This window comes from Martelella sp. NC20 (genome assembly GCF_013459645.1).
Lineage (GTDB): Bacteria > Pseudomonadota > Alphaproteobacteria > Rhizobiales > Rhizobiaceae > Martelella.
The window spans coordinates 3,454,664-3,473,715 of the sequence record NZ_CP054861.1 but is presented as its reverse complement, the minus strand read 5'-3'; the positions used below and the strand labels follow the sequence as shown (position 1 = coordinate 3,473,715).

Annotated in this window: 18 protein-coding genes; 13 read left to right on the top strand and 5 right to left on the bottom strand. The window is 57.1% G+C overall.

All coding sequences use genetic code 11. From position 1 onward, the window contains the following. Nucleotides 1-9: 9 nt before the first annotated feature. Complete coding sequence (locus HQ843_RS16535) at nt 10-2,253, bottom strand: cellulose biosynthesis cyclic di-GMP-binding regulatory protein BcsB (protein WP_180897293.1); 2,244 nt, start codon at nt 2,251-2,253, stop codon at nt 10-12. Further along, a complete protein-coding gene (wecB, locus tag HQ843_RS16530) occupies nt 2,250-3,449 on the bottom strand; it encodes a non-hydrolyzing UDP-N-acetylglucosamine 2-epimerase (protein ID WP_180897294.1) in 1,200 nt (399 codons plus the stop codon). Before wecB ends, HQ843_RS16535 begins: the two co-directional genes overlap by 4 nt. 315 nt (nt 3,450-3,764) lie before the next feature. Between wecB and HQ843_RS16525 the strand changes: the two genes are divergently transcribed. Both HQ843_RS16525 and HQ843_RS16520 read left to right on the top strand, forming a co-directional pair. Continuing rightward, the gene (locus HQ843_RS16525) at nt 3,765-4,277 is read left to right on the top strand and encodes a DedA family protein (protein ID WP_180902163.1); all 513 of its coding nucleotides are present in this window, start codon (nt 3,765-3,767) and stop codon (nt 4,275-4,277) included. Nucleotides 4,278-4,658: 381 nt separating this feature from the next. Continuing rightward, nucleotides 4,659-7,394, top strand: coding sequence for a DUF2339 domain-containing protein (locus HQ843_RS16520; RefSeq protein ID WP_180897295.1), 2,736 nt, complete (start codon nt 4,659-4,661; stop codon nt 7,392-7,394). Here HQ843_RS16520 and HQ843_RS16515 read toward each other — a convergent pair. Next, nucleotides 7,358-7,636: a hypothetical protein gene (locus HQ843_RS16515; RefSeq protein ID WP_180897296.1), complete on the bottom strand. Its 279-nt coding sequence runs from the start codon at nt 7,634-7,636 to the stop codon at nt 7,358-7,360. The genes HQ843_RS16520 and HQ843_RS16515 overlap by 37 nt on opposite strands. A 448-nt stretch (nt 7,637-8,084) precedes the next feature. Here HQ843_RS16515 and HQ843_RS16510 point away from each other — a divergent pair, with 448 nt between their 5' ends. The 3 genes from HQ843_RS16510 to HQ843_RS16500 are packed head-to-tail and all read left to right on the top strand — an operon-like array spanning nt 8,085 to nt 10,886. Then, nucleotides 8,085-9,083 (top strand): hypothetical protein, encoded by a 999-nt coding sequence (locus tag HQ843_RS16510; protein WP_180897297.1) that lies wholly within the window; start codon nt 8,085-8,087, stop codon nt 9,081-9,083. Next, nucleotides 9,073-10,197: a hypothetical protein gene (locus tag HQ843_RS16505; protein ID WP_180897298.1), complete on the top strand. Its 1,125-nt coding sequence runs from the start codon at nt 9,073-9,075 to the stop codon at nt 10,195-10,197. Before HQ843_RS16510 ends, HQ843_RS16505 begins: the two co-directional genes overlap by 11 nt. Then, nucleotides 10,197-10,886: a hypothetical protein gene (locus tag HQ843_RS16500; RefSeq protein WP_180897299.1), complete on the top strand. Its 690-nt coding sequence runs from the start codon at nt 10,197-10,199 to the stop codon at nt 10,884-10,886. Before HQ843_RS16505 ends, HQ843_RS16500 begins: the two co-directional genes overlap by 1 nt. 366 nt (nt 10,887-11,252) lie before the next feature. Here the strand turns inward: HQ843_RS16500 and HQ843_RS16495 are convergent, their stop codons facing one another. Continuing rightward, nucleotides 11,253-11,645 (bottom strand): hypothetical protein, encoded by a 393-nt coding sequence (locus HQ843_RS16495; protein WP_180897300.1) that lies wholly within the window; start codon nt 11,643-11,645, stop codon nt 11,253-11,255. Nucleotides 11,646-11,730: 85 nt separating this feature from the next. Between HQ843_RS16495 and HQ843_RS16490 the strand changes: the two genes are divergently transcribed. Next, a protein-coding gene (locus HQ843_RS16490; protein WP_246710122.1) for an IS5 family transposase occupies nt 11,731-12,503 on the top strand; the annotation gives its coding sequence in 2 pieces (ribosomal slippage) (nt 11,731-12,061 and nt 12,061-12,503; 774 coding nt in all). Here HQ843_RS16490 and HQ843_RS16485 read toward each other — a convergent pair. Beyond that, nucleotides 12,477-12,704, bottom strand: a complete 228-nt coding sequence (locus HQ843_RS16485; RefSeq protein ID WP_180897301.1) for a hypothetical protein — start codon at nt 12,702-12,704, stop codon at nt 12,477-12,479. The genes HQ843_RS16490 and HQ843_RS16485 overlap by 27 nt on opposite strands. 134 nt (nt 12,705-12,838) lie before the next feature. Here HQ843_RS16485 and HQ843_RS29785 point away from each other — a divergent pair, with 134 nt between their 5' ends. The 7 genes from HQ843_RS29785 to HQ843_RS16455 all read left to right on the top strand — a co-directional run bounded on the left by HQ843_RS29785 (nt 12,839) and on the right by HQ843_RS16455 (nt 18,569). Further along, on the top strand, nt 12,839-12,991 hold the full coding sequence (locus HQ843_RS29785; RefSeq protein ID WP_246716329.1) for a ribbon-helix-helix protein, CopG family: 153 nt from the start codon (nt 12,839-12,841) through the stop codon (nt 12,989-12,991). Beyond that, a complete protein-coding gene (locus HQ843_RS16480) occupies nt 12,988-14,364 on the top strand; it encodes a ParB/RepB/Spo0J family partition protein (RefSeq protein ID WP_180897302.1) in 1,377 nt (458 codons plus the stop codon). Before HQ843_RS29785 ends, HQ843_RS16480 begins: the two co-directional genes overlap by 4 nt. Nucleotides 14,365-14,606: 242 nt before the next feature. Beyond that, nucleotides 14,607-14,861: a hypothetical protein gene (locus HQ843_RS16475; RefSeq protein WP_180897303.1), complete on the top strand. Its 255-nt coding sequence runs from the start codon at nt 14,607-14,609 to the stop codon at nt 14,859-14,861. Nucleotides 14,862-14,921: 60 nt separating this feature from the next. Next, the gene (locus HQ843_RS16470) at nt 14,922-16,004 is read left to right on the top strand and encodes an IS630 family transposase (protein ID WP_180899062.1); all 1,083 of its coding nucleotides are present in this window, start codon (nt 14,922-14,924) and stop codon (nt 16,002-16,004) included. A gap of 318 nt (nt 16,005-16,322) precedes the next feature. Beyond that, the gene (locus HQ843_RS16465) at nt 16,323-17,264 is read left to right on the top strand and encodes a major capsid protein (RefSeq protein WP_180903253.1); all 942 of its coding nucleotides are present in this window, start codon (nt 16,323-16,325) and stop codon (nt 17,262-17,264) included. Between the two features lies 1 nt (nt 17,265). Continuing rightward, nucleotides 17,266-18,147 carry a hypothetical protein gene (locus HQ843_RS16460; RefSeq protein ID WP_180897306.1) on the top strand — a complete coding sequence of 294 codons (882 nt, stop codon included), beginning with the start codon at nt 17,266-17,268 and terminating at the stop codon, nt 18,145-18,147. Further along, nucleotides 18,147-18,569, top strand: a complete 423-nt coding sequence (locus HQ843_RS16455; protein ID WP_180897307.1) for a DUF2190 family protein — start codon at nt 18,147-18,149, stop codon at nt 18,567-18,569. The genes HQ843_RS16460 and HQ843_RS16455 overlap by 1 nt, the downstream gene beginning before the upstream one ends. Nucleotides 18,570-19,052: the final 483 nt, after the last annotated feature.

The following is a 19,052-nucleotide window of genomic DNA, read 5'->3' as shown; positions in this document are numbered from 1 at the left end:
ATGTTCGGCCTAGTCCTGCTTGTCCCGATTCCTGCGGCGCGCGATCCCGGCCAGCAAAACAAGAAGGATGAAGCCGCCGATGATCAGCGTGGTGAGCGCCCATGGCGCCTGTTCCACCCAGAATTTCGGGCTCGTGATCAAGCGCAGCGTCGAGCCGTCGCTTTCGTCGCGCTGCGCCCCGGACGCGGCGTAGATCGTGTTGCCGCCGGCGTTCAGCGCCGTCAGAACGCCGCTTTCGCCGATAATGGCCACATCGCCCTGCCCGAAGCTGAACGGCTTGCTGAGGTCGGCCCCGGCGCCGACCGTCCGGTAATAAAGCCCCGGCTGGTTCTGGTCGAGCACGGCCTCGGCAACGGAAACGTCGGAGAGCCCCGTGGCATCGAAAAGCCGCTCGCCGCGCGCGGAATCTATCCGGATATTGTCACCCGTCACGGTGATGCGGTGCGAGCCCTGTTCCGGCGCGATATCGAAGAACAGGAAGGGCTTGTCCGGCACCGCGGCGGTGGCCGTATCGACAACCGCGAGTTCGGCGCGCGCCGGCGAAACGCCCGCCGCGTCGGCCACGCTCATCACTGTCGGCAATGTCCTGAGCGCATCGTCGAGCCATGAAGCCGGCACGGCGACCTCGCTATCGCCGGCAAGCCTTGCCACAAGCGACGTGAAATTATCGGCGGCGGGCGCGTCCTTGAACAGGACGCGGCTGTCCGGCAATACCGCGGCGGGATAGGCCTGCGGGACTTCGCGACACTGGTCGCTCGCGGGCTGGCGCTGGAACTCGACATTGACGACATTGCGCGGCAGCAGGGTATAGGCGGGTATGTCGACCGAGATCCGCTCGGGCGTGCCGTCGGCCCTCAGCTGTTTGGCTCCCAGCAGATAGCCGTTGATCGAAACCGAAGCGACGGGCAGCGTCGCGGTGGCACCGGGGGCCGCCGAGACGTTGATATCGAGCCGGCTCGGCACCTTTCCGGGTGCAGCCGCGCCGAGGTCGAATTTCGTGGACCAGTCGCCCTTTGCCACAACGTCAAGCCGGCTTGGCGCTTTGCCCAGCGCACCAAGCGGAATGGCGTTGCCCTCCCCCGATGGCATCGCCGCAGCGGCAAGCGTGAGGTCTCCCGACACCGCCGACTGGCGCCACAACGTATTGAACAGGCCGACGGCCGCATTGGCCGCATCCGGCGAGATCGCGATCACCGGCCGGCCCGAAAGCGTGCGAAGCCCGACGGTATCCGAACCGACGGTCTGGCCAAGCGAGTTGAGATCCTGTCGGGCGGTTGCGACCGCGGCGACGGCTGCGCCATCGGCCGCAACGAGTTCCGCGGAAACCGCATCGAGCGCGGATTTCAGCGCCTGCGCCATCGCGTCGTCAGCGACGGCGATATCGGCGCTGAATTGCGGAGCGTCCAGCAGCATCAGCGCGCCGATCTCGGCTTCATTGGCGATTTGGACCTCGCCGCCACCAGAAAAGGCCTTGAAGGCCGGAACGCCCGCAAGCGATGGCGGCACCGTCAGCGCCGCGGTATAGACCCGGTCGCCGACCTTCGGCAAGGCGATGGTCCTGACGGTCTTGCCGTCGCGCTGGAGCGCGGTCCCGATGCGCCATGCGGCATCATAGCTGCCCTTGTCGAGACGGTTTCCCGACACCAGCAGCGTGACTTCCGCGGGAAGCGCCGACCATGCCGTGCTGATATCCTTCACCGCGGCGGCGGCATAGCCGTATTCCAGATAGGTGTCGGGCTCGATCTCGAGCAAATTGCCGATCGAACGCGCATCGTCGCAATAGTACTGCCCGGTGGAGGAAGACCAGTTCACCTTGAGATGAACGAAACCATTGTCGCGCGCCGCGCCGTCAATGCCGACCTTGATATCGGCCGTGCCGCCATCATCCGTCGGCGAGCGGGCAAGGAGCATCCGATTGTCGGCCGACAGGGTGTAGGTGGTCTGCCCGCCATCCGCACGCAGATACCGGCCTTCGAAATAAAGCGTGGGGTCGATCAGTTCGACGCCCGCAGGAACGGGGATATAGATATCGTGTTCGGCCCCGATTGATCCAAGCGTCACCGGCGTGCCGATGCCGAGTTCCTCCAGCGTGACCTTGCGGGTAATCACGCGATCCTCGGCCCTTGCCGCAAGCGTATCCGCGATGGCGCCGGCATGGCTCACCTGCGGGACCAGCAGGACTGGCGCCACAGTGCTCGCAAGCAGGGTGGCGATCATGGCGTTCCTGGACAGGACGGATTTATTGTTCTTCATTTCGTGGCAGTCCTCAGTGCAGCAGCCTGCATTGCATACGGGCGGGCATGCGGGGCGGCGCCCGCAGCGAAGGGAATGACGGTTCTTCCGGCCAGCGTATCGACGATGCGCTGCGCGGCCTTGCCGTCGCCATAGGGGTTGATGGCGGCGGATTGGAGTGCATGGGCGCGGGGATCGTCCAAAAGCCGGGCGACCTCGCGCATGATCTTGTCCGTGTCGGTTCCGACCAGTTTCACCGTTCCGGCCGCAAGCGCTTCCGGTCGCTCGGTGACGTCGCGCATCACCAGGACAGGTTTTCCAAGCGAGGGCGCCTCTTCCTGCACGCCGCCCGAATCGGTCAGGATGATATGGGAGCGCTCCATCAGATACACGAATTCGAGATAGGCCTGCGGCTCGATCAGATGCACATTGTTCAGGCCGCCCAGCATATCCTTGACCGGCCCCGCGACATTCGGGTTCAAATGCACGGGATAGACGATCTGCAGGTCTTCGCGCCGGGCGAGTTCACGCAGCGCCTTGCAGATATTGATGAATCCGCCGCCGAAACTCTCGCGGCGATGCCCGGTGACAAGCAGGGTCTTCAACTCGGAATCCAGAAACGGAAAACGGGCGTCCAGCCGGGCCCGCAGGGCGGCGTCGCGGCGGATGCGGGCCGCAATCTCCGTCAGCGCATCGATCACCGTATTGCCGGTAACGACAACCGTGCCCTGAAGATGCTCGCCCGCGAGATTGCGCGCGCTCGATAGGGTCGGAGCGAAATGATAGGCCGACATGACATCGACAACGCGCCGGTTCATTTCTTCGGGCCAGGGCTTTGAAAGATCGTAGGTTCTGAGGCCCGCCTCGACATGGCCGATGGCAATGCCGCGGTGAAAGGCGGCAATGCCCGCCGCCATTGCCGTGGTCGTATCGCCATGGACAAGGACGAAATCGGGCCGCGATTGCTCGAACACCTGGTCGAGACCCGCGATCATCTTCGCGCAGAGCGCATTCAGCCCCTGATTGGGGGCCATAACCGAAAGGTCGAAATCCGGTTTGATTTCGAACAGCGACAGCACCTGATCGAGCATGCTCCGATGCTGGCCGGTGACACAAACTTCGGTTGTGATAGCGCTATCAAGTCTCAGCTCATTAACCACAGGAGCCATTTTTATGGCCTCCGGGCGGGTGCCGAAAACACAGAGAATCTTGGCCAATGAGAATTCCGATCCATAACAGAGGAATCCGGTGGTCCCGGATTGGGAAACACCAAATATTGGCAGAACGTGTCTTTTGTACGGATTACGTTTCGTTAACCTTCCGTTTTTCCATGGCGCGTGTGGCGACCAGAGCCGGTCAATGCTCGCGCCGACGACGCTGGCCTCGCAGGCGAAAGAGCGCTGTGGCGTCAGGGACGGAAATCGGGCAAGGTGAGCCATGACCAACCAAACAAGACCAACCAAACCGGCTTTGAAACGCATGCCGGTGTCATCAGGCAGCAGGTCCCCATGGCGAATTTTCTTCGAGAGTCGATCACCTTCATCGAACCCTATCTCCACCATTATGGTCTGTTTGCGCTGTTCGTGATCATCTATCTCGAATCGCTCGGCGCGCCGCTGCCGGGCGAAAGCGCATTGATCGGCGCTTCGTTGCTGGCAGCCGACGGACAATTGTCAATCGGAGGCATATTTTTCGTCGTTGTCTGCGCTGCCGTGTTGGGTGACAGCACGGGCTATCTGATCGGCCGGTTTGGCGGCCGGGCGTTGATCCTGCGCTATGGACGTTTCATCGGAATGACGGAAGACCGCCAGAAATGGATCGAGGGACTTTATGAAAGACGCGGCGCATGGGTCGTGGTCGGCGCCCGCTTCGTCGTCATCCTCAGGCAGTTGAACGGGATTGCGGCGGGCTCCATGGGGATGCGCTGGCCGCCGTTTTTCGCCGCCAATCTCGTCGGCGGCCTGTTGTGGGCCACGGTCTGGACCATCGGACCCTATATGTTCGGGGATGTTATCGCCGAGCGCCTGCACCTCACCTTGCACTGACCGCCGATATAAGCGCCTGAACGGCCACATTGGCATGCGTGCAAGTGGCGTTCGCAATGCGTAGAGAGCGAACCCTTGCTCGGGAGCGCGCTGTGGCTTCAAAAAGGTTGACGGCACGGTCATTCGGCCGGCGATGCCGCCCTCAAGACGATTGTCCGATGCCTGAAGGAAGAGGCTTGTCGGCAGGCCTTGATCATTTCGCTGCCGGGCGATTGCTCCTGAAGGCGCAGAACCCTGACAACAGCCATTTCAGTTGATTCCAGAACATAGTTTTAGCCGCTTCCCATTTTCGCCATATGCGCAACTGCAAGTTCGCGCTTAACGGTGACGGTGATCTCCGTTACAGCTGTCGCATTATCCTGAAAGTGGAATGTTTTTGATATGTCTTCGGTTCTTGGGCTTCTTGTTATCCTCCTCCTGGCGCTGGCGATTTCGAACGCAAGGGTGAAAAGCCGTCTCAAGAGTCTGGAGGATGAGCAGCGGAAAACCCGTGACCGGCTGGAAATGCTGGAGCGCCGGACCCAGGGCGATGCGGAAAAGGATGTTGCTGCCGCAACAGACGGCACCGCGAAAACGCAAACTGGTATGCCCGCCGGCAGTTTGGGACCGTCCGCAGCCGAAACCATCGTGCCGCCGGAACATGCAAAGCCGGAAGACGCCGGAAAGACATCCGCCGCCGTCAAGGGACCTCCGCGGGCCTTTGTGTTTACCGCAACACTCATGCGGCAGTTCGGACAATGGCTTCGTCAGAACTGGACGATCGCTCTTGCGGCGCTTTCGCTGGCGCTGGGCGGCATCTTCATGGTTCAGTACGGGGTTGAAAACGGGCTTCTGACGCCGTTCTGGCGTGTCGCCGGGGCACTGTTGCTGGGAGCGCTGCTGGTCGGCGCCGGCGAGGCGCTCCGCCGCCGCTACGGTGACGACACAACCGCATCGACACGCTCCCTGCCCTCGGTCTTTGCCGGGGCGGGGCTGGTGACGCTTTTTTCCGCCGTGCTCGCCGCCCGTCTTCTCTATGGGCTGGTTTCCCCCGAGACGACGCTTGCCGGGCTGGTTCTGGTCAGCATTCTGGCGGTGGCGCTCGGCTGGCTATACGGCTCGGTGCTGAGCGCCGTCGGCATTATCGGCGCCACGGCTGCGCCCTTTCTCGTCGGCGGCGAAGCGGAGAGCGGCTGGCTGTTCTTCTACTATTTCGCATTCATCGCCATTGCCGGCCTTGCCGTCGACAGCGTGAAGCGCTGGGCATGGGTATCCGCCATCGTGCTGATCGCAACCGCGACGGCCGCCACCCTGCTTTACGTCACGACAGGCGGCCTGATCCATTATGCGGCCTTCCTTGCGCTTTCCTGGTTGGTGGCCGTCATCATTCCGGTTCAGAGCTTCGTGCCATCGCATGCAGGCCAGACGGTTCTGGCAACCCTTTCGGGTCTCCGGCCGCGCGCCGATTTCCCGACCCGGATCGTCGCCGCGATGACGCTGTTCGTCAGCGGCGCAGGCGTTCTCCTGTCTCTTAATGCATCGTCGGTGACGGAGGCGAACGTGGCCGTCACGCTCATCACCCTGGTTCTCGGCGCCTCGCTGATATGGATGTACCGGGCGGAGGCGCTGAAGGATATCCCGCTTCTCCCCGCTGCCGCCTTTCTGGCTGTGCCCGTCCTGCAGGCTGTTGAATACGGACCGCTTTTCAGCCATTTCGCCGCCGCCCGGCAGTCCACGACAGTGACGACCTCCGCGACATCCTTCATCACACTGGCGCTCGTCCTGTCGGCAATCGCCTCTGTCATGGCCTTCTGGCGGATGACCCGATCCGGCGGCGACGCCCGTGCGGCTTTCGGATTCGCGCTGGGTGCGGCGACGTTTGCGCCGGCAAGCGCTTTCATCTTCCAGTTCCTGTGGTCGCCGACCGCGGCATTCGGGGACTATCTCTGGAGCCTCCATATTCTCGCGGTCTCGGCGATCATGGCTGTTCTGGCGGATCGGAGCTTGCGGAGCGCAGATAGCGCCGGGCGTCAGCTGCGCGCGGCGCTTTTTGCCATTGCCGCGCTCTCGATGCTGGCGCTGGCGCTGTTCGTTGTGCTTACCCAGACGGCGCTTACACTGGCGCTCGGCATTGTGGTTATCCTCACGATCTGGCTCGACCGGCGTTTCGATCTTGCCCTTATCGGCGTCTTCACCAAGGTGGCGCTTGCGATCATCGCCTTCCGGCTGGTGGCCAGTCCCGGGTTTTTCTGGGCGGTGGCCAGCGGCACCTCATGGCTGGCATTCGTCGAGGCCTATGGCGGCACGCTGGCGCTGCTCTATATCGGCTGGCGACTTACGGTTTTGCGCCCGCGCCAATCCGTGCAGGTCGCAATCGAGACCACCACATGGACAATTGCCGCCGTCTTTGCCTGTGCGCTGCTGCAACGGCTGGTGCCGGATGAGCCGGGGCTGCTTGCCGCCGTGATGGCGATCGCCATGCTCGCCCAGATCAACCGTCTGCCGACGACCGGCAGGTGGCTTCGGCATTTCAGGGTGGCGCTTGCGGTGCTGTTCGGGCTGATCGCCACCGCCCTGATCGCCGTGCCGCTGACGATCACAAATCCGGTGCTGTTCCGCTTCAACCTGGTTACGGGGCCGGCGATTTTCGACAGTCTGGCGCTCAGCTACCTGCCGCTCGCCGCCGTGCTGGCGATCGGCGCCTGGAAGATCGGCAATCTCGGACGGAGGCTGCGGATCGGCTTCATCTGCGTCTCGAGCCTGCTTGCCGGCTTTTATGTCGGATGCGAGATAAGGCGGTTCTGGCGCGGCAATGATCTTTCGGTTCCGGGCGTCACCCAGCCCGAGCTCTACAGCTACACGATCGCGCTGGTGGTCGTCTGCGCAGCCCTGCTTCTGGTCAGTTTTTCCCGCCGCTCCCATGTCCTGCGCAAGGTCGCCATGGCCGCCGCCGGCCTGACAATCGCAAAGGTCTTCCTCGTGGATATTTCCGGCCTCGAAGGCCTCCTGCGCGTGGTTTCCTTCATCGGACTCGGGCTCGCGCTCGCCGGTCTCGGCTGGCTCGACCGCGCCATGAACCTGCGCTGGAACAGGAGTTCGGGTCAGCCCGACACGCCGGGCGCAGATGGAGTGTCATAAGCGACGAGTTCGGATGCTTCGTGTCCGATCCGCGCGACACGCCGATCGGCCGAGCAATGATGCTTCGCCTGGCTGAATGTTGTTTGACAGATGAGACTGCAATATTCGGGAAAAGGCGAAAACAGGCGGGAAGCCGTGCGAATGCCTTGTTTCTCAAGCGATCTGCAAGTATTCCGGTCGGCAGCGGCGGGCATCGCCTTTGACAGCTGAGGTTTTGAGACTGCCACCGTCAGCGCGATCATGGCCCGGCCCCAGTCAACCCTTTTCAAAAGGCGTGAAAGCAGAAGCGTCCGTCACGCGCACCATAAGCTTGCTTATGGAACTGAACCGGCCCGTCCCCCGCCGAGCGCCTGCGATATAAGGCTTCAGGGGCTGCAGGGGCGTTTTCACGGACCGGCTTCAAATGCCCTTCAAAGGGCTTCAAAAAATATCCGCCCAGCCGGCTTCCGGCGGCCAGGTCGGGCAAAAATCCAAACCGAACATGCAAGACGCTTGCATGTTTAAAAAAATATCAAAGAAATCAAAGCGATTGCCGAAAATTTCAGGTTTTCGAACCTGCAAGTGTCCGTCGCGTGGGATTAATTTTCGGTCTCAGGTCAGGGGTGCTAGAATTGCATTGGGTACTCTTAATAACATACATTGTTTAATATCCTATCTGAGGTCCATGAGTCGTGATTCGGGGTATTAGCAATGGCGGAAACAGTAAACCGGGCGCAAATGGCGGAAGATCTTGCAAGCAAGATTTTTGCAGAGTTTTTGTGGCAGACAACTGGCCCGATGAATGAAAATTGGCCTTGCGAACAACAAGAAATTCACGGGACGAAATCCCATCCAACAGATGTTGTCTTTTACTATGATGAGCCATATTCAAATGTTCGGCGGTATATTCAGTGCGATCTGAAAAGCTATAGCAAGGACAGCATCAAAAGTGCATCTATAAAGAGCGCGCTGTTCAGCCTTGCTGAGCAGGTTTCCTGCGCCGATATTAGCGAAACTTGGCAGAACCGTTACGCACATCCGAGTACCTCGTTCGAGGTTTCGGGGCTCCTTTTTGTCTATAATCATGACAGGGACTTTCATAAGCCATTCGATAGTTTGATCTCGGACATTCGGGCTGAGGATATTAGACTGCGGCAAAAGTTACGCCTCTATGTTCTCGGACCAGAGGAGATCAATTGGCTGCAAAGAGTTGCTCGCGAGATACAGCAAATGCGGGGCGACGACGATGACGACAAACGCCTGCCGGCGAGGCAGTACTGTGCTTTTTTTTATCCTCAGCTCGTCCGAAATGCAGTTGTACGAAGCGAGCATGCCCGTGCTGCAACAATGGAAATGTTGAAGTCGCCCTGGATCATTATGGAGTATTTTAACGAAGACGGAGCACGTCAGGGTTTCGTGATTTTTCACCGCCGCAAAACAACCTTGGAAGGTTTAATGTACTTGCTTGATTATATGCGGCAACATGAGTTGATCGCAAACAAGACGAGAATTGACATTAAAGTTCAGCCGGATGACGGTGAAGCACGACAAAATCTTCAGAAAGCGATTCAGGAATACCTTGCTTTTATTCCCGGTGAGAACCACCATACCGATCTTGCAAAGCGGCTCTCGAAAATAAAAATTTCACACGTCCCAGAAATTTTGACCTCTTATTCTACGGTGGAAATGGGAATGAATTATGCAGGGTAAGCATCTGCGACTCTTTGCAAGCGACAAAGAGCTTTACGATTTAATGTTTTCGTCGAAGAAAAGGATCACGTATCGTGTCCTTCATCAGCTTTCACGAGAACGTGGCGTCTTCTTCGGCCCAGACACGAGTCGCGCTGATCTGGCCAACTATATTTCGACAACCATTCATGATCTGGAAGACGTTATTGACTTGGTAAAAGACGCCGAGCCAGGCACGCGGCGGGAACGCACGAGCTCAATCACTGTCAAAATGCAGCTCTCGCCATCGGAGATCCAAGACGTCATTCAGGAATACGCTAACACCGAGGGGGAAAGCGAAGAGGTCAAGATACCTCTGAAAAGGAAGGATGCGATAGTCGCCTCCGTCGCCTACAGTGAGTTTGACCTTTCCCGAACCACCCTTGCGCAAAGACAAGACAAGGTGGCTACACTAGACTTCAAAATCGGCGATGACGGAGTTGTAATACGGTTCCCAGGAAGTGACAAAGGGCGGGAGCTTGTAGAAAGTTTGATTGAGAAGCTTGAAAGAAAAAAGAAAACGGCGATTCCTCAAGAGCACATATCGGTAGAAGACCTCACCCCCAGAGAGAGAACTCGTTTTTTTGTCAAGATCGTTGGAAACATGGCCGGTTATAAAGTAGATACGGTCACAAGGCTTAAGGTTTCTTCCAAAATGCTTGATTCAGAAGATATCGATGTAGACGAGAACGAAGAAGAGGAAAGTGTCGAGAAAGAAGAGGTTGAGAAAGCTTTAGCCCACCTCGTTGAGAACGTAGCGCTCACTGGTAGCGATTTGTTGGTATCTAAACAATATAGGCAGATGGAGGAAGATGGCTTTTTCATTACGGCCATCAAGTGGACGGCTACCCAAACTGAGCATCCTTTCGACAAAGTTGAGTTCGAAGCTCTATTTGAAGGTGCTCAGCAAGGCACTGGCTTCCAATATAGGGCGAGGCACTCAAGGGTTTCAGTCAGAACTGGCACCCACCCGCAGAATTTCAAATTGCCTGACGACGCCACTCGAAAGGCCCTTTTTTCTCGGCTTGAGACAACAGCAAAAAATGTGCTCGCGGAGATACGTAGGGAGCGGTCTCCCTCGAAAGGTAATGGCTAATGCGGATTCGCTGGTATGGCTTACATACGGAACTTGATGCTGGCGCGATTGCCACACTCCTCAGGAAGAGGCCTTACGAAAGTGGTGCACCTGATGGGTTTGTAGTTGAACAGCTACGCTCCAATTATGTTGAGGCCTGCCTTATTCAAAGGCAGCAGATAACACATGAGGCAGTCGATCCTTTCGGAAATCAAGAATCATATGAGATAGTTGAATACCTACGCACTAAATTCCGGATCACACCAGAAACTAATAGTTTAGAAATGCACGACCCCAAGAGGGGCAACTCTCGACTGATCGGTCGGCTTGCGGAAGCATTGGATCAACGGTTTTCGATAGAAGAGGCCTACATCGATCCGTTGGCATGGGCAAATGGCTTCCGAAACCTTGTGGGCCTGTTCGGTGTGATCGAAAGAATACAAATTGGGTCTATCGCGGTAGCTGATGGTGTTGTTGGTCAAGTCCTGGTCAAAGGTAGCGGCGAAGTTGCTGATGCAGCGATCAAATTTGTTGCCCCGGCATCATATTCGTTGGAGAAAGTACAGTTAAGATTTAGCTCTGCTAGAGGAGCGATTTCCTTTCAGCGAAATTCGAGTGTCGTATTGTCTTCGGGGTATGATGACCAATGGCTTGATGCGCTTCGCGAAAGCCTTTACCAGCTACAAACGCCGCGTCGGAGGGCACGGTAGCTGCTGTCAAATCAAACCAGGTGGTGTTGGGCGAGAATTGAAGCAGCCTCTTCTATTGTTGGCATCGTTGTGTTCGGTGGCAGGTGATCACTTAACGCTGTCCAGGCTAAAGCGTAATTGCCATTCGCCGGACCACGCAGTACTCGCCAGTAGGTCAATAACCAAACAGGCGTGACGTTACTGTGGGCGTTGGAGAGATTGATTGGAGCTGGCTTTGTCATGAGGTCGGTCACCGTTAGCTTTCATTGTTCTCATACGGTGACGTAATTTTGCTCGGCTGATAACTCCAAAAATGAACGCCCAGTTTTGACAATAAAGGAACGCGAAATTGTCCCGCGTCCCCCTGCTTCTTGTTTGTTTGCGTACCTAAGCCTTACGAACCACTTCCTTCGACGTAAGACGGCGAGTGATGCTATCAAGGGAATTGGGCTCTTCGGCACTCTGAGCGACTGCCTCGCGAATTTGCCCTTCAGCCCAAGGCAAAAGGGCTCCAGCCTCTAGCAAATCACTCTTATCTTCTAACCTGGACATGATCCTGCTGCAAATAGCGCTTGCAATGTCGGTGACGGCAAGTGTGCAGGCGGGATCACTTTCATCAAATTCACGGCCGGTCTCTCGCCAAACCGAAGCAGTGAGTGTGATCAACCGCATCATCAGAAGAAAGCCGGTTTTGTCGGGGTGCCCTTGGTCCGCTCTGGAATCTGCGCTTAGTTCCAATTTCTTTGCGAATGTGTGTACATCTTTAACCGTCTCTTCCAACCGGTCCTCTATTAGGCCGTAAACCCATAAATGGGGTTCACATGGGTGCGATGACTTGATTCAATGGTTTCTGGAAAGGAGACCATTGATGCGCCGACGTTTTGACCTGACGGATTTCGAGTGGGCGGTGATCGAGCCGCTTCTGCCCAATAACAGCCGCGGCGTACCGCGGGTCGATGACCGCCGTGTGATCAACGGCATACTCTGGCGCTTTCGTACCGGCAGCCCATGGGCCGATGTTCCGGAACGCTATGGCCCTCACACCACCTGTTATAATCGCTTTGTCCGCTGGCGGCGGGCTGGTGTCTGGGATCACCTTCTCACGGCGATTTCTTCCGCCTTCGACGGCGATATTCAGATGATCGACTCGTCTTGTGTTCGCGTGCATCAGCATGGCGCCACCGGTAAAAAGGGGGCGCCAATCGAAGCATGGGACGTTCCAGAGGCGGCCTGACAACGAAGATCCACGCTCTCGTCGATGCCGATGGGCTGCCGATTGATCTTCGCCTCTCAGAAGGTCAGCATGCTGATTGTCGCTACGCCGAAGATCTGCTCACCAGACTTCATGCCGGAACGACGCTTTTGGCAGATCGTGGCTATGACACCAACGCCATCCGCGCCACGGCAACTCAGGCGAAGGCATTCGCCAACATCCCGGCGAAGCGAAACCGAAAAAAGACCTTCGCTTTCAGTTCGTTCCTCTATCGCTATCGAAACCTCGTCGAGCGGTTCTTCAACCGCATCAAAGAAGCGCGTGGAATTGCAACGCGTTACGACAAACGCGCCGACAACTATCTCGCGGCAATCAAGCTCTTCTCTGTGCGACTATGGTTAAAGCGTTACGAGTCTACGGCCTAGATCGTGAAGCCGGTGAACGCCGTAGCTGATGCCTGAATGATCCGTTCCCGTGAAAAGAATAGCGTTGTTCATGGCATTGAAGGCTTCCAGCATACAACGAATATCATCGAAACTGTCGGCGATGTGAGAAGGTATACTGATTTCGCCGGACTGCTGACGTTCCGGCGTCGGGCTGCTATAGCTTTGCGCAGCTGCGGGCATGGGGACTCTCCTTTGCCTGTGGTTAGGCCTGACGCGGGAGCTTCCACCTTCCTCGTCGGGCCGCTTGCTTGCTTGATGCATTTGTAGTTATATGTAGCGCAGTGATTTGCGTCAACTACGGATAACTACAAATAATGCAAAAAAGCTTGCCGATCTCCTTCAGATTGCCGCCGGAGACAAAAGCCGCTCTTGAGAAAGCGGCGAAGGACGACACGCGTTCGACGTCATCCCTTCTTGAGAAGGTCGTAACCGACTGGCTGAAGGAAAGGGGATACCTGGATATATGACTGATCGGCGGCTCTCGATCCCTGTCGACAAAATCCATGTGCCAGAAGACTACCTTCGGCCGATCAGCGAAGCGGCCGCCCATGGCTTGGCGCAGCTTATCAAGAGCGAAGGGCAGAAAAGCCCCATCGCGGTTTATGCTAGCAGCGCCAGAGCAAACGGGAAGCCTTACACCCTCATCTACGGAGCCCGTCGCTTGCGGGCGATGCAACTCCTCGGCCGTGACGAAATCGAGGCTGTCTTGCGCAGCAAGGCGGACGCGCCTATGCTATCGATATCGGACAATCTGGCGATGCCTACGCTCGACGCGTTGGAAGAGGCAGAGTATGTCGTGGCTTTTCGCGAGCTATGGGAAGCGGAAAACGGTCCTGTCAGACGCGGTGGTGATCGAAAATCAAAGCGACAGAATGGCGCTTTGATAGATGAAGCTAACAATCAAGAAATTCCAAATTTATTCAATGACTTAAATGATATTTTTGGGATATCGAAAAGAACGGCTCATCGCCTATTTAAGTATGGATCGATCCATAAAACCCTTCGCGAAGCGCTTCGGGGCAGTGAGTATGTTCGGGATCGGACATATCTGGCAAAACTCGCGAAGCTGAATTCCGCTCAACAGGCGGCGATTGCCGGAGCCCTGAGTTTCAACCCCGACCTTGCAGCGGTATTGCGTGCTGCCGATCCAGCTACGGAACGAAAGTCGATTGGTCGAATGGAGCACCTGGATTGGCAGGAGCTTCATGTGCAAGCGCTTCTCAATCAATTGCCGGCTGAACGAAGAGAGGCGATGCTTGATCGATATGGCTATCTGAAAAAGCCAATCGATCCCTGGCCGGAAGAGCTGCCGCGATTTGAGGTCATCCCGCATGAGCGGTCCAGATCTCCCTTATGGCAGCTCCTGGATGAGCCATTTGCAAACCTCTCCGTAAACCTCACCTACAAGCAAATTCAAAAAATCAAGGCGGAATATGCTGAGGAGGACGAGCGAGACCGACAACGTTTCATTGAACGTTTGGTACGGTCCCTTCAGGCCAATGAGGATGCGCATCGCGAAGAATACATTTCCGGGCGAGATGCGGAAAAGCTTAAGAAAGAGAGACGACGCCAGCGTGAGAAGCGCGCGCGCAAGAAGGAACTGAAGGACCGGGCACGAATACACCAGCTTCAGGCATGGTTTCCGCCGAAACTTGCCGATGCACTTTTCGCCACAGGTTTGCCGCTGGACGACGCTATCATCAAGTTCTGCCGGGGGCTAAATCCCAAAGAGCTCGATTGGGTTTACTATCACCTGGAGAACGGCCACCATTGGAGCGATATTCCTTGGCGTGTGGAAACTTCGCGGGGATATGAAACGTCAAAGAGCATCCACCAGTGACAGAATGCAATTCAAGGCCTTCTCAAAGACGCTGGAAGGGTTTCGCGGCTCCGGGCGGCATGGTACCGCCGCAATGTAGGTGAAGGCCGTCTGTGCAGCCCTCTGCCGCATTTTGCGCAACGAGCACAGCGACCCTGCCCGCACGTTGAGCGCACCGTGCCTCTTACGACCAATACCGCCGTGCCCCATTCACAAGCATCTTGTGAATAGAAGGACGCTTGCGACTGTTTCATGCTGTGGTCATGAAACTGACCTTTCCCGACAAGAACGGAAACCCCATTCAGTGGCGGATACCGATAGAACTGCATCCATTTATCGACGCCATCGGTATGGATGCCGCAGCGAAGTTGTTCCTTGTGCATGGCGGGGCACCAGCTTTCTTTTCCAAAAATCCTTCCGAGCGATCGAGCGTCGTCAAAACTGTCGGGCGTGAGAATGTGATTAAGCTGACCGAAATCTACCACGGCCAGTGCTATCGCGTTCCGCTAGTGGATTGATCGGATCAAAGGAGTCCGTTGGTTGATTCCCAACCGCTTTGAGATGTGCGAGTCTGCGGCATGCGCAGCAACATTTCCTTTACGGTATCTCCCGACGACCGGCAGCGATTGAGCGCCATCGTCGCGGCCCCGAACAGCCCACAGAAGCACGTCTGGCGGGCACGTATCATCCTTCTGAGCGACGATGGTCTGGGCACCTCGGCGATCATGGCCGAGACCGGCAAGTCGAAAACCTGTGTGTGGCGCTGGCAGGAGCGGTTCATGCATGAGGGCGTCGACGGCCTGCTTCATGACCGGTCCCGGCCACCCGGCAAGGCGCCGGTCCCGCCGGAGCGTGTTGCCGAGATCGTCCGCTTGACGCAGGAACCGCCGCCGCACGAGGCAACACACTGGACGCTGCGCGCCATGGCCAGGGTCGCCGGCATCGCGGCCTCGACGGTTCAGGCGATCTGGAAGGCTCACGGTCTCAGCCCGCATCGCTGGAGGCAGTTCAAACTCTCCAACGATCCAGCCTTCGCCGAAAAGCTCACCGACATCGTTGGTCTTTATGTCGACCCGCCGGCCCATGCCGTGGTGCTGTCGGTTGACGAGAAATCACAGATACAGGCTCTCGACAGAACCCAGCCCGGACTGCCGATGAAGAAGGGCCGTGCCGGCACCATGACCCACGATTACAAGCGCCACGGCACCACCACTCTGTTTGCCGCGCTCAACGTGCTGGATGGCACGGTCATCGGCCAGAACATGCAGCGCCACCGCCATCAGGAGTTCATCCGCTTCCTCAACCGCATCGAGCGCGAGGTGCCGCAAGACAAGGCCATCCACGTCATCCTCGACAATTACGCCGTACACAAAAAGGACAAGGTCCGCGCCTGGCTCGCCCGCCATCCGCGCTGGACCTTCCACTTCACCCCGACATCCTGCTCCTGGCTCAACGCCGTCGAGGGCTTCTTCGCCAAACTCACACGGCGAAGGCTCAAATACGGGGTCTTCCATTCCGTCGTCGATCTGCAGGCCGCAATCAACCGTTTCGTGCGCGAATACAATGCTGACTGTCCCAAGCCATTTGTCTGGAAAGCCGATCCCGAGGACATCATCACCGCACGAAACCGAGGGTTCCAAACGTTGGAATCAAACCACTAGCAACAGATTTTCTCGTGCGTTACCTGCGTGCAAAAGGCGAGAGTATTTGCCAAATCGCCCGCACTCTACGAATGGCAGACGTTACGGTTCGGTCAAAACTGGTGGGTGAAGAAACAATTGAACGGCGACGGCATAAGTCCATGAAAGAATGGAAAAAGAGCGTCGACTTCTACTTTGAACACGCCGGGGATGACGTTTGATGGCAACGCTCGCCTCTTCCGTTTCCACGGGCTTCGGTATCAAAAAACGCCGATCACTTAGAACACCCCGCCCAGGGTTCTAGATCACATCGCCAAACCTCAATCAGGAAAACGCCCCATGCCTTTGAACGCCACCAGTGCCCGCGTCGCCGACCCTGTTCTCACCAATCATGTGCGCGGTTACAAGCATCCGGGCCGCGTGGGCCATCTACTTTTTCCGCACGTCGAAGTGACTGAAACGGCTGGCAAGGTCATCGAGTTCGGCAAGGAAGATTTCATGCTCTACAACGCTCGCCGTGCAGCGGGCGCTGCGACGAAGCGGATCGAGTTCGGGTATGAAGGAAAGCCCTATTCGCTCGTCCAAGACAGCCTGGAGAGCAAAATCCCCCGAGAATATGCCCGCGCCGCTTTGCAGGTCTCCGAAATCGACCTTGCCATGCGTGCGACAACAAAAGTGATGAACGCGCTCACGCTGACGCTCGAAGACGACCAAGCCAAGTTGGCAACCAATCCGGACAACTATGGCGAGAACAACAAGGAAGAGCTTAGCGGTGCAGACAAGTGGACGAGCCCGACGAGCAAACCCACGGTCGCTATCGATGAAGCCCGGAGACTTATCCGCAATTCCTGCGGTCTCTATCCGAATACGTTGATCTGCGGCCCTGTCGCCTTCAGCGCGCTGAAGAACAACGAACATATCACGAGCCGTTTTCGCAATGTGGACCTGGTTACCGCAGACCTTCTGGCGAAGCTGCTGGAGCTCGACCAAGTCGTCGAGGGGCAGGCCATGACCGCCGACCAAAATGGCGTATTCTCGGACGTCTGGGGAAATTACGCCGTCTTGGCCTATGCGCCCCGCAATCCTTCTGGCGTCGAGGAGCCGAGCTTCGGGTACACTTACACGATGAAGGCGAACCCGTTCGTGGAAGAGCCCTATTACGACAACAATACGAAGAGCAACATCTACGGCGTCACATATGAAAGAGCGCCCGTCTTGGCTGGAATGTCAGCCGGATATCTGTTCATTGATCCCGCCGCCGTCGATGATGGAGACGCCTGAAATGCAGAGCATCCATTTCTTCAAAGCGGGAAAGCATTTGTCCCGCAGTGGACATTCCGTTGAGTTTACCGAGCGTGATCTCTCGGAGATCGCGCAAGCCTATGACGCTAAGCTTCACGAAGCTCCTATCGTCGTTGGCCACCCGAAAACAAACGCGCCGGCCTTTGGCTGGGTCGACAAGGTGGTTGCAAAACCCGACGGGCTTCATGCGGTCCCCCGCCAGGTCAACGCCGAATTCGAGGAGATGGTGAAGCAAGGCGCATACAAGAAGGTTTCAGCCGCCTTCTATCCGAAACACGCGCAAAACAATCCGACGCCGGGTCTTCCCTATCTCCGGCACATCGGTTTTTTGGGTGCCCAGCCTCCGGCGGTTAAAGGACTCTCTCCGATAGAGTTTTCGGAGGACGACGACCTCTTCTTCGCGGAGGAAAGTTTAATGGCTTTGCGGGAGCACAGCTTGATGGCTCGTGAACGCGCGCTTCGGCGAGCGGAGGTCGAAAGAACGATCAGAAATGTGCTGCAAGAAGGGCGCTTGCCTATTGGCTTGTTGGAGGGGACGCTTGCTTTCGCGGAAAGCTTGGACGAGCAAGCCGAGTTCGAGTTCTCTGACGGCGATGAAGTTTCCAAGGAGACCCAAGTTAAATGGTTCCTTGAGTTCCTTGAGAAGCTTCCTGTTCCTCTCATCAAAGGTGAGCTGGCCGTGGGCGAGATCCCTGATGATGATGAGTTTTTCGAAGCGCCGGAAGGCTACACCGTCAGTCCATATTCCGCCGAGCTCGACCGTTTGGCGCGACAGCATATGAAACACAATGGCGGTAGTTACGCCGATGCCGTCCGTATAGCGGAAAAGCGCTATCCGAATCCAGGAAGGGGAATGCGCTAATGGGCATGCAGAGCATTGCGACACTCACTTTGACCTTTACGCCGGTCGGAAGCGTTTCACGCGGCCGAGCGGTGGGTTTCGACGGCGCGCAAGCTACCGTCCAAGGGCAGAAGGTTTTGGGCATTTCACCACGGCAAGCGGATAGCGGCATCGACAGCGATGTTCACGTCTCGGGGACTGCCGTCATGGAAAGCGGGGGAATATTCGAGGCGGGTGACAGTCTTATCGTCGACGCCCAGGGGCGCGGGATTGCCTCTACAGGCAATCTGGGCATTGTCGACGGCGGGACTGCGGTAACCTCCGCCGCTGCGAATGGCGACCTTGTCTTGTCGGGTGCCGACCTGCCGGAATTCGTTTTCGCCGACGCATTGGAGCCATCGATCGCAGTCGGAAAATACGTCGAAGTGCTGCTGAGACGATAGACGAAGTTTGCCGTTGCCTCGCCCGGACATCGAGGCCATGGCAATCGCGGCGCGACGGAGGCTCACGACTCCGTCGCGCTCGCATTCTTCCCGATATTCGAGAACGCGAGAGAAGAGCGAATCAAAGTCGAAATGAAAGGCCTTCAAACGCCCTTTGAAGGGTCTTCAAAGGCTCCTTGAATGCTTCAAAAAACAAGCGTTTCAAAAACTGGTTACTGCAAAACCAGCTGTCAAAATTGCAAAACCGCGCGTCACGCTACACTGAACAAAGCCGCTGATCGCATGGACAACAAGCCGCAGCCAGCCCAAATGCGGGTCCCGGCGAGGCGACAAAATTTTGGTGCGCGTGGAGAGCACTCCCATAAGTCATTGTAGATTGATTTTCCATCGTAATTTTAAGCCTCCCGACAAGATGTAACACTTTCTGTTACACATTTAGTGACACGCGTGGCTTAGGTGACGCTGGTATCCGAAGCAGCGATC

Excerpts from the sequence above, each read along its gene's own strand:
- HQ843_RS16505 (WP_180897298.1), top strand. The coding sequence starts at position 9,073 with ATGCAGGGTAAGCATCTGCGACTCTTTGCAAGCGACAAAGAGCTTTAC.
- HQ843_RS16465 (WP_180903253.1), top strand. The coding sequence starts at position 16,323 with ATGCCTTTGAACGCCACCAGTGCCCGCGTCGCCGACCCTGTTCTCACC.
- HQ843_RS16515 (WP_180897296.1), bottom strand. The coding sequence starts at position 7,636 with ATGATCGCGCTGACGGTGGCAGTCTCAAAACCTCAGCTGTCAAAGGCG.
- HQ843_RS16460 (WP_180897306.1), top strand. The coding sequence starts at position 17,266 with ATGCAGAGCATCCATTTCTTCAAAGCGGGAAAGCATTTGTCCCGCAGT.
- HQ843_RS16455 (WP_180897307.1), top strand. The coding sequence starts at position 18,147 with ATGGGCATGCAGAGCATTGCGACACTCACTTTGACCTTTACGCCGGTC.
- HQ843_RS29785 (WP_246716329.1), top strand. The coding sequence starts at position 12,839 with ATGCAAAAAAGCTTGCCGATCTCCTTCAGATTGCCGCCGGAGACAAAA.
- HQ843_RS16470 (WP_180899062.1), top strand. The coding sequence starts at position 14,922 with ATGCGCAGCAACATTTCCTTTACGGTATCTCCCGACGACCGGCAGCGA.
- HQ843_RS16520 (WP_180897295.1), top strand. The coding sequence starts at position 4,659 with ATGTCTTCGGTTCTTGGGCTTCTTGTTATCCTCCTCCTGGCGCTGGCG.
- HQ843_RS16500 (WP_180897299.1), top strand. The coding sequence starts at position 10,197 with ATGCGGATTCGCTGGTATGGCTTACATACGGAACTTGATGCTGGCGCG.
- HQ843_RS16485 (WP_180897301.1), bottom strand. The coding sequence starts at position 12,704 with ATGCCCGCAGCTGCGCAAAGCTATAGCAGCCCGACGCCGGAACGTCAG.
- HQ843_RS16535 (WP_180897293.1), bottom strand. The coding sequence starts at position 2,253 with ATGAAGAACAATAAATCCGTCCTGTCCAGGAACGCCATGATCGCCACC.
- HQ843_RS16475 (WP_180897303.1), top strand. The coding sequence starts at position 14,607 with ATGAAACTGACCTTTCCCGACAAGAACGGAAACCCCATTCAGTGGCGG.
- HQ843_RS16480 (WP_180897302.1), top strand. The coding sequence starts at position 12,988 with ATGACTGATCGGCGGCTCTCGATCCCTGTCGACAAAATCCATGTGCCA.
- HQ843_RS16510 (WP_180897297.1), top strand. The coding sequence starts at position 8,085 with ATGGCGGAAACAGTAAACCGGGCGCAAATGGCGGAAGATCTTGCAAGC.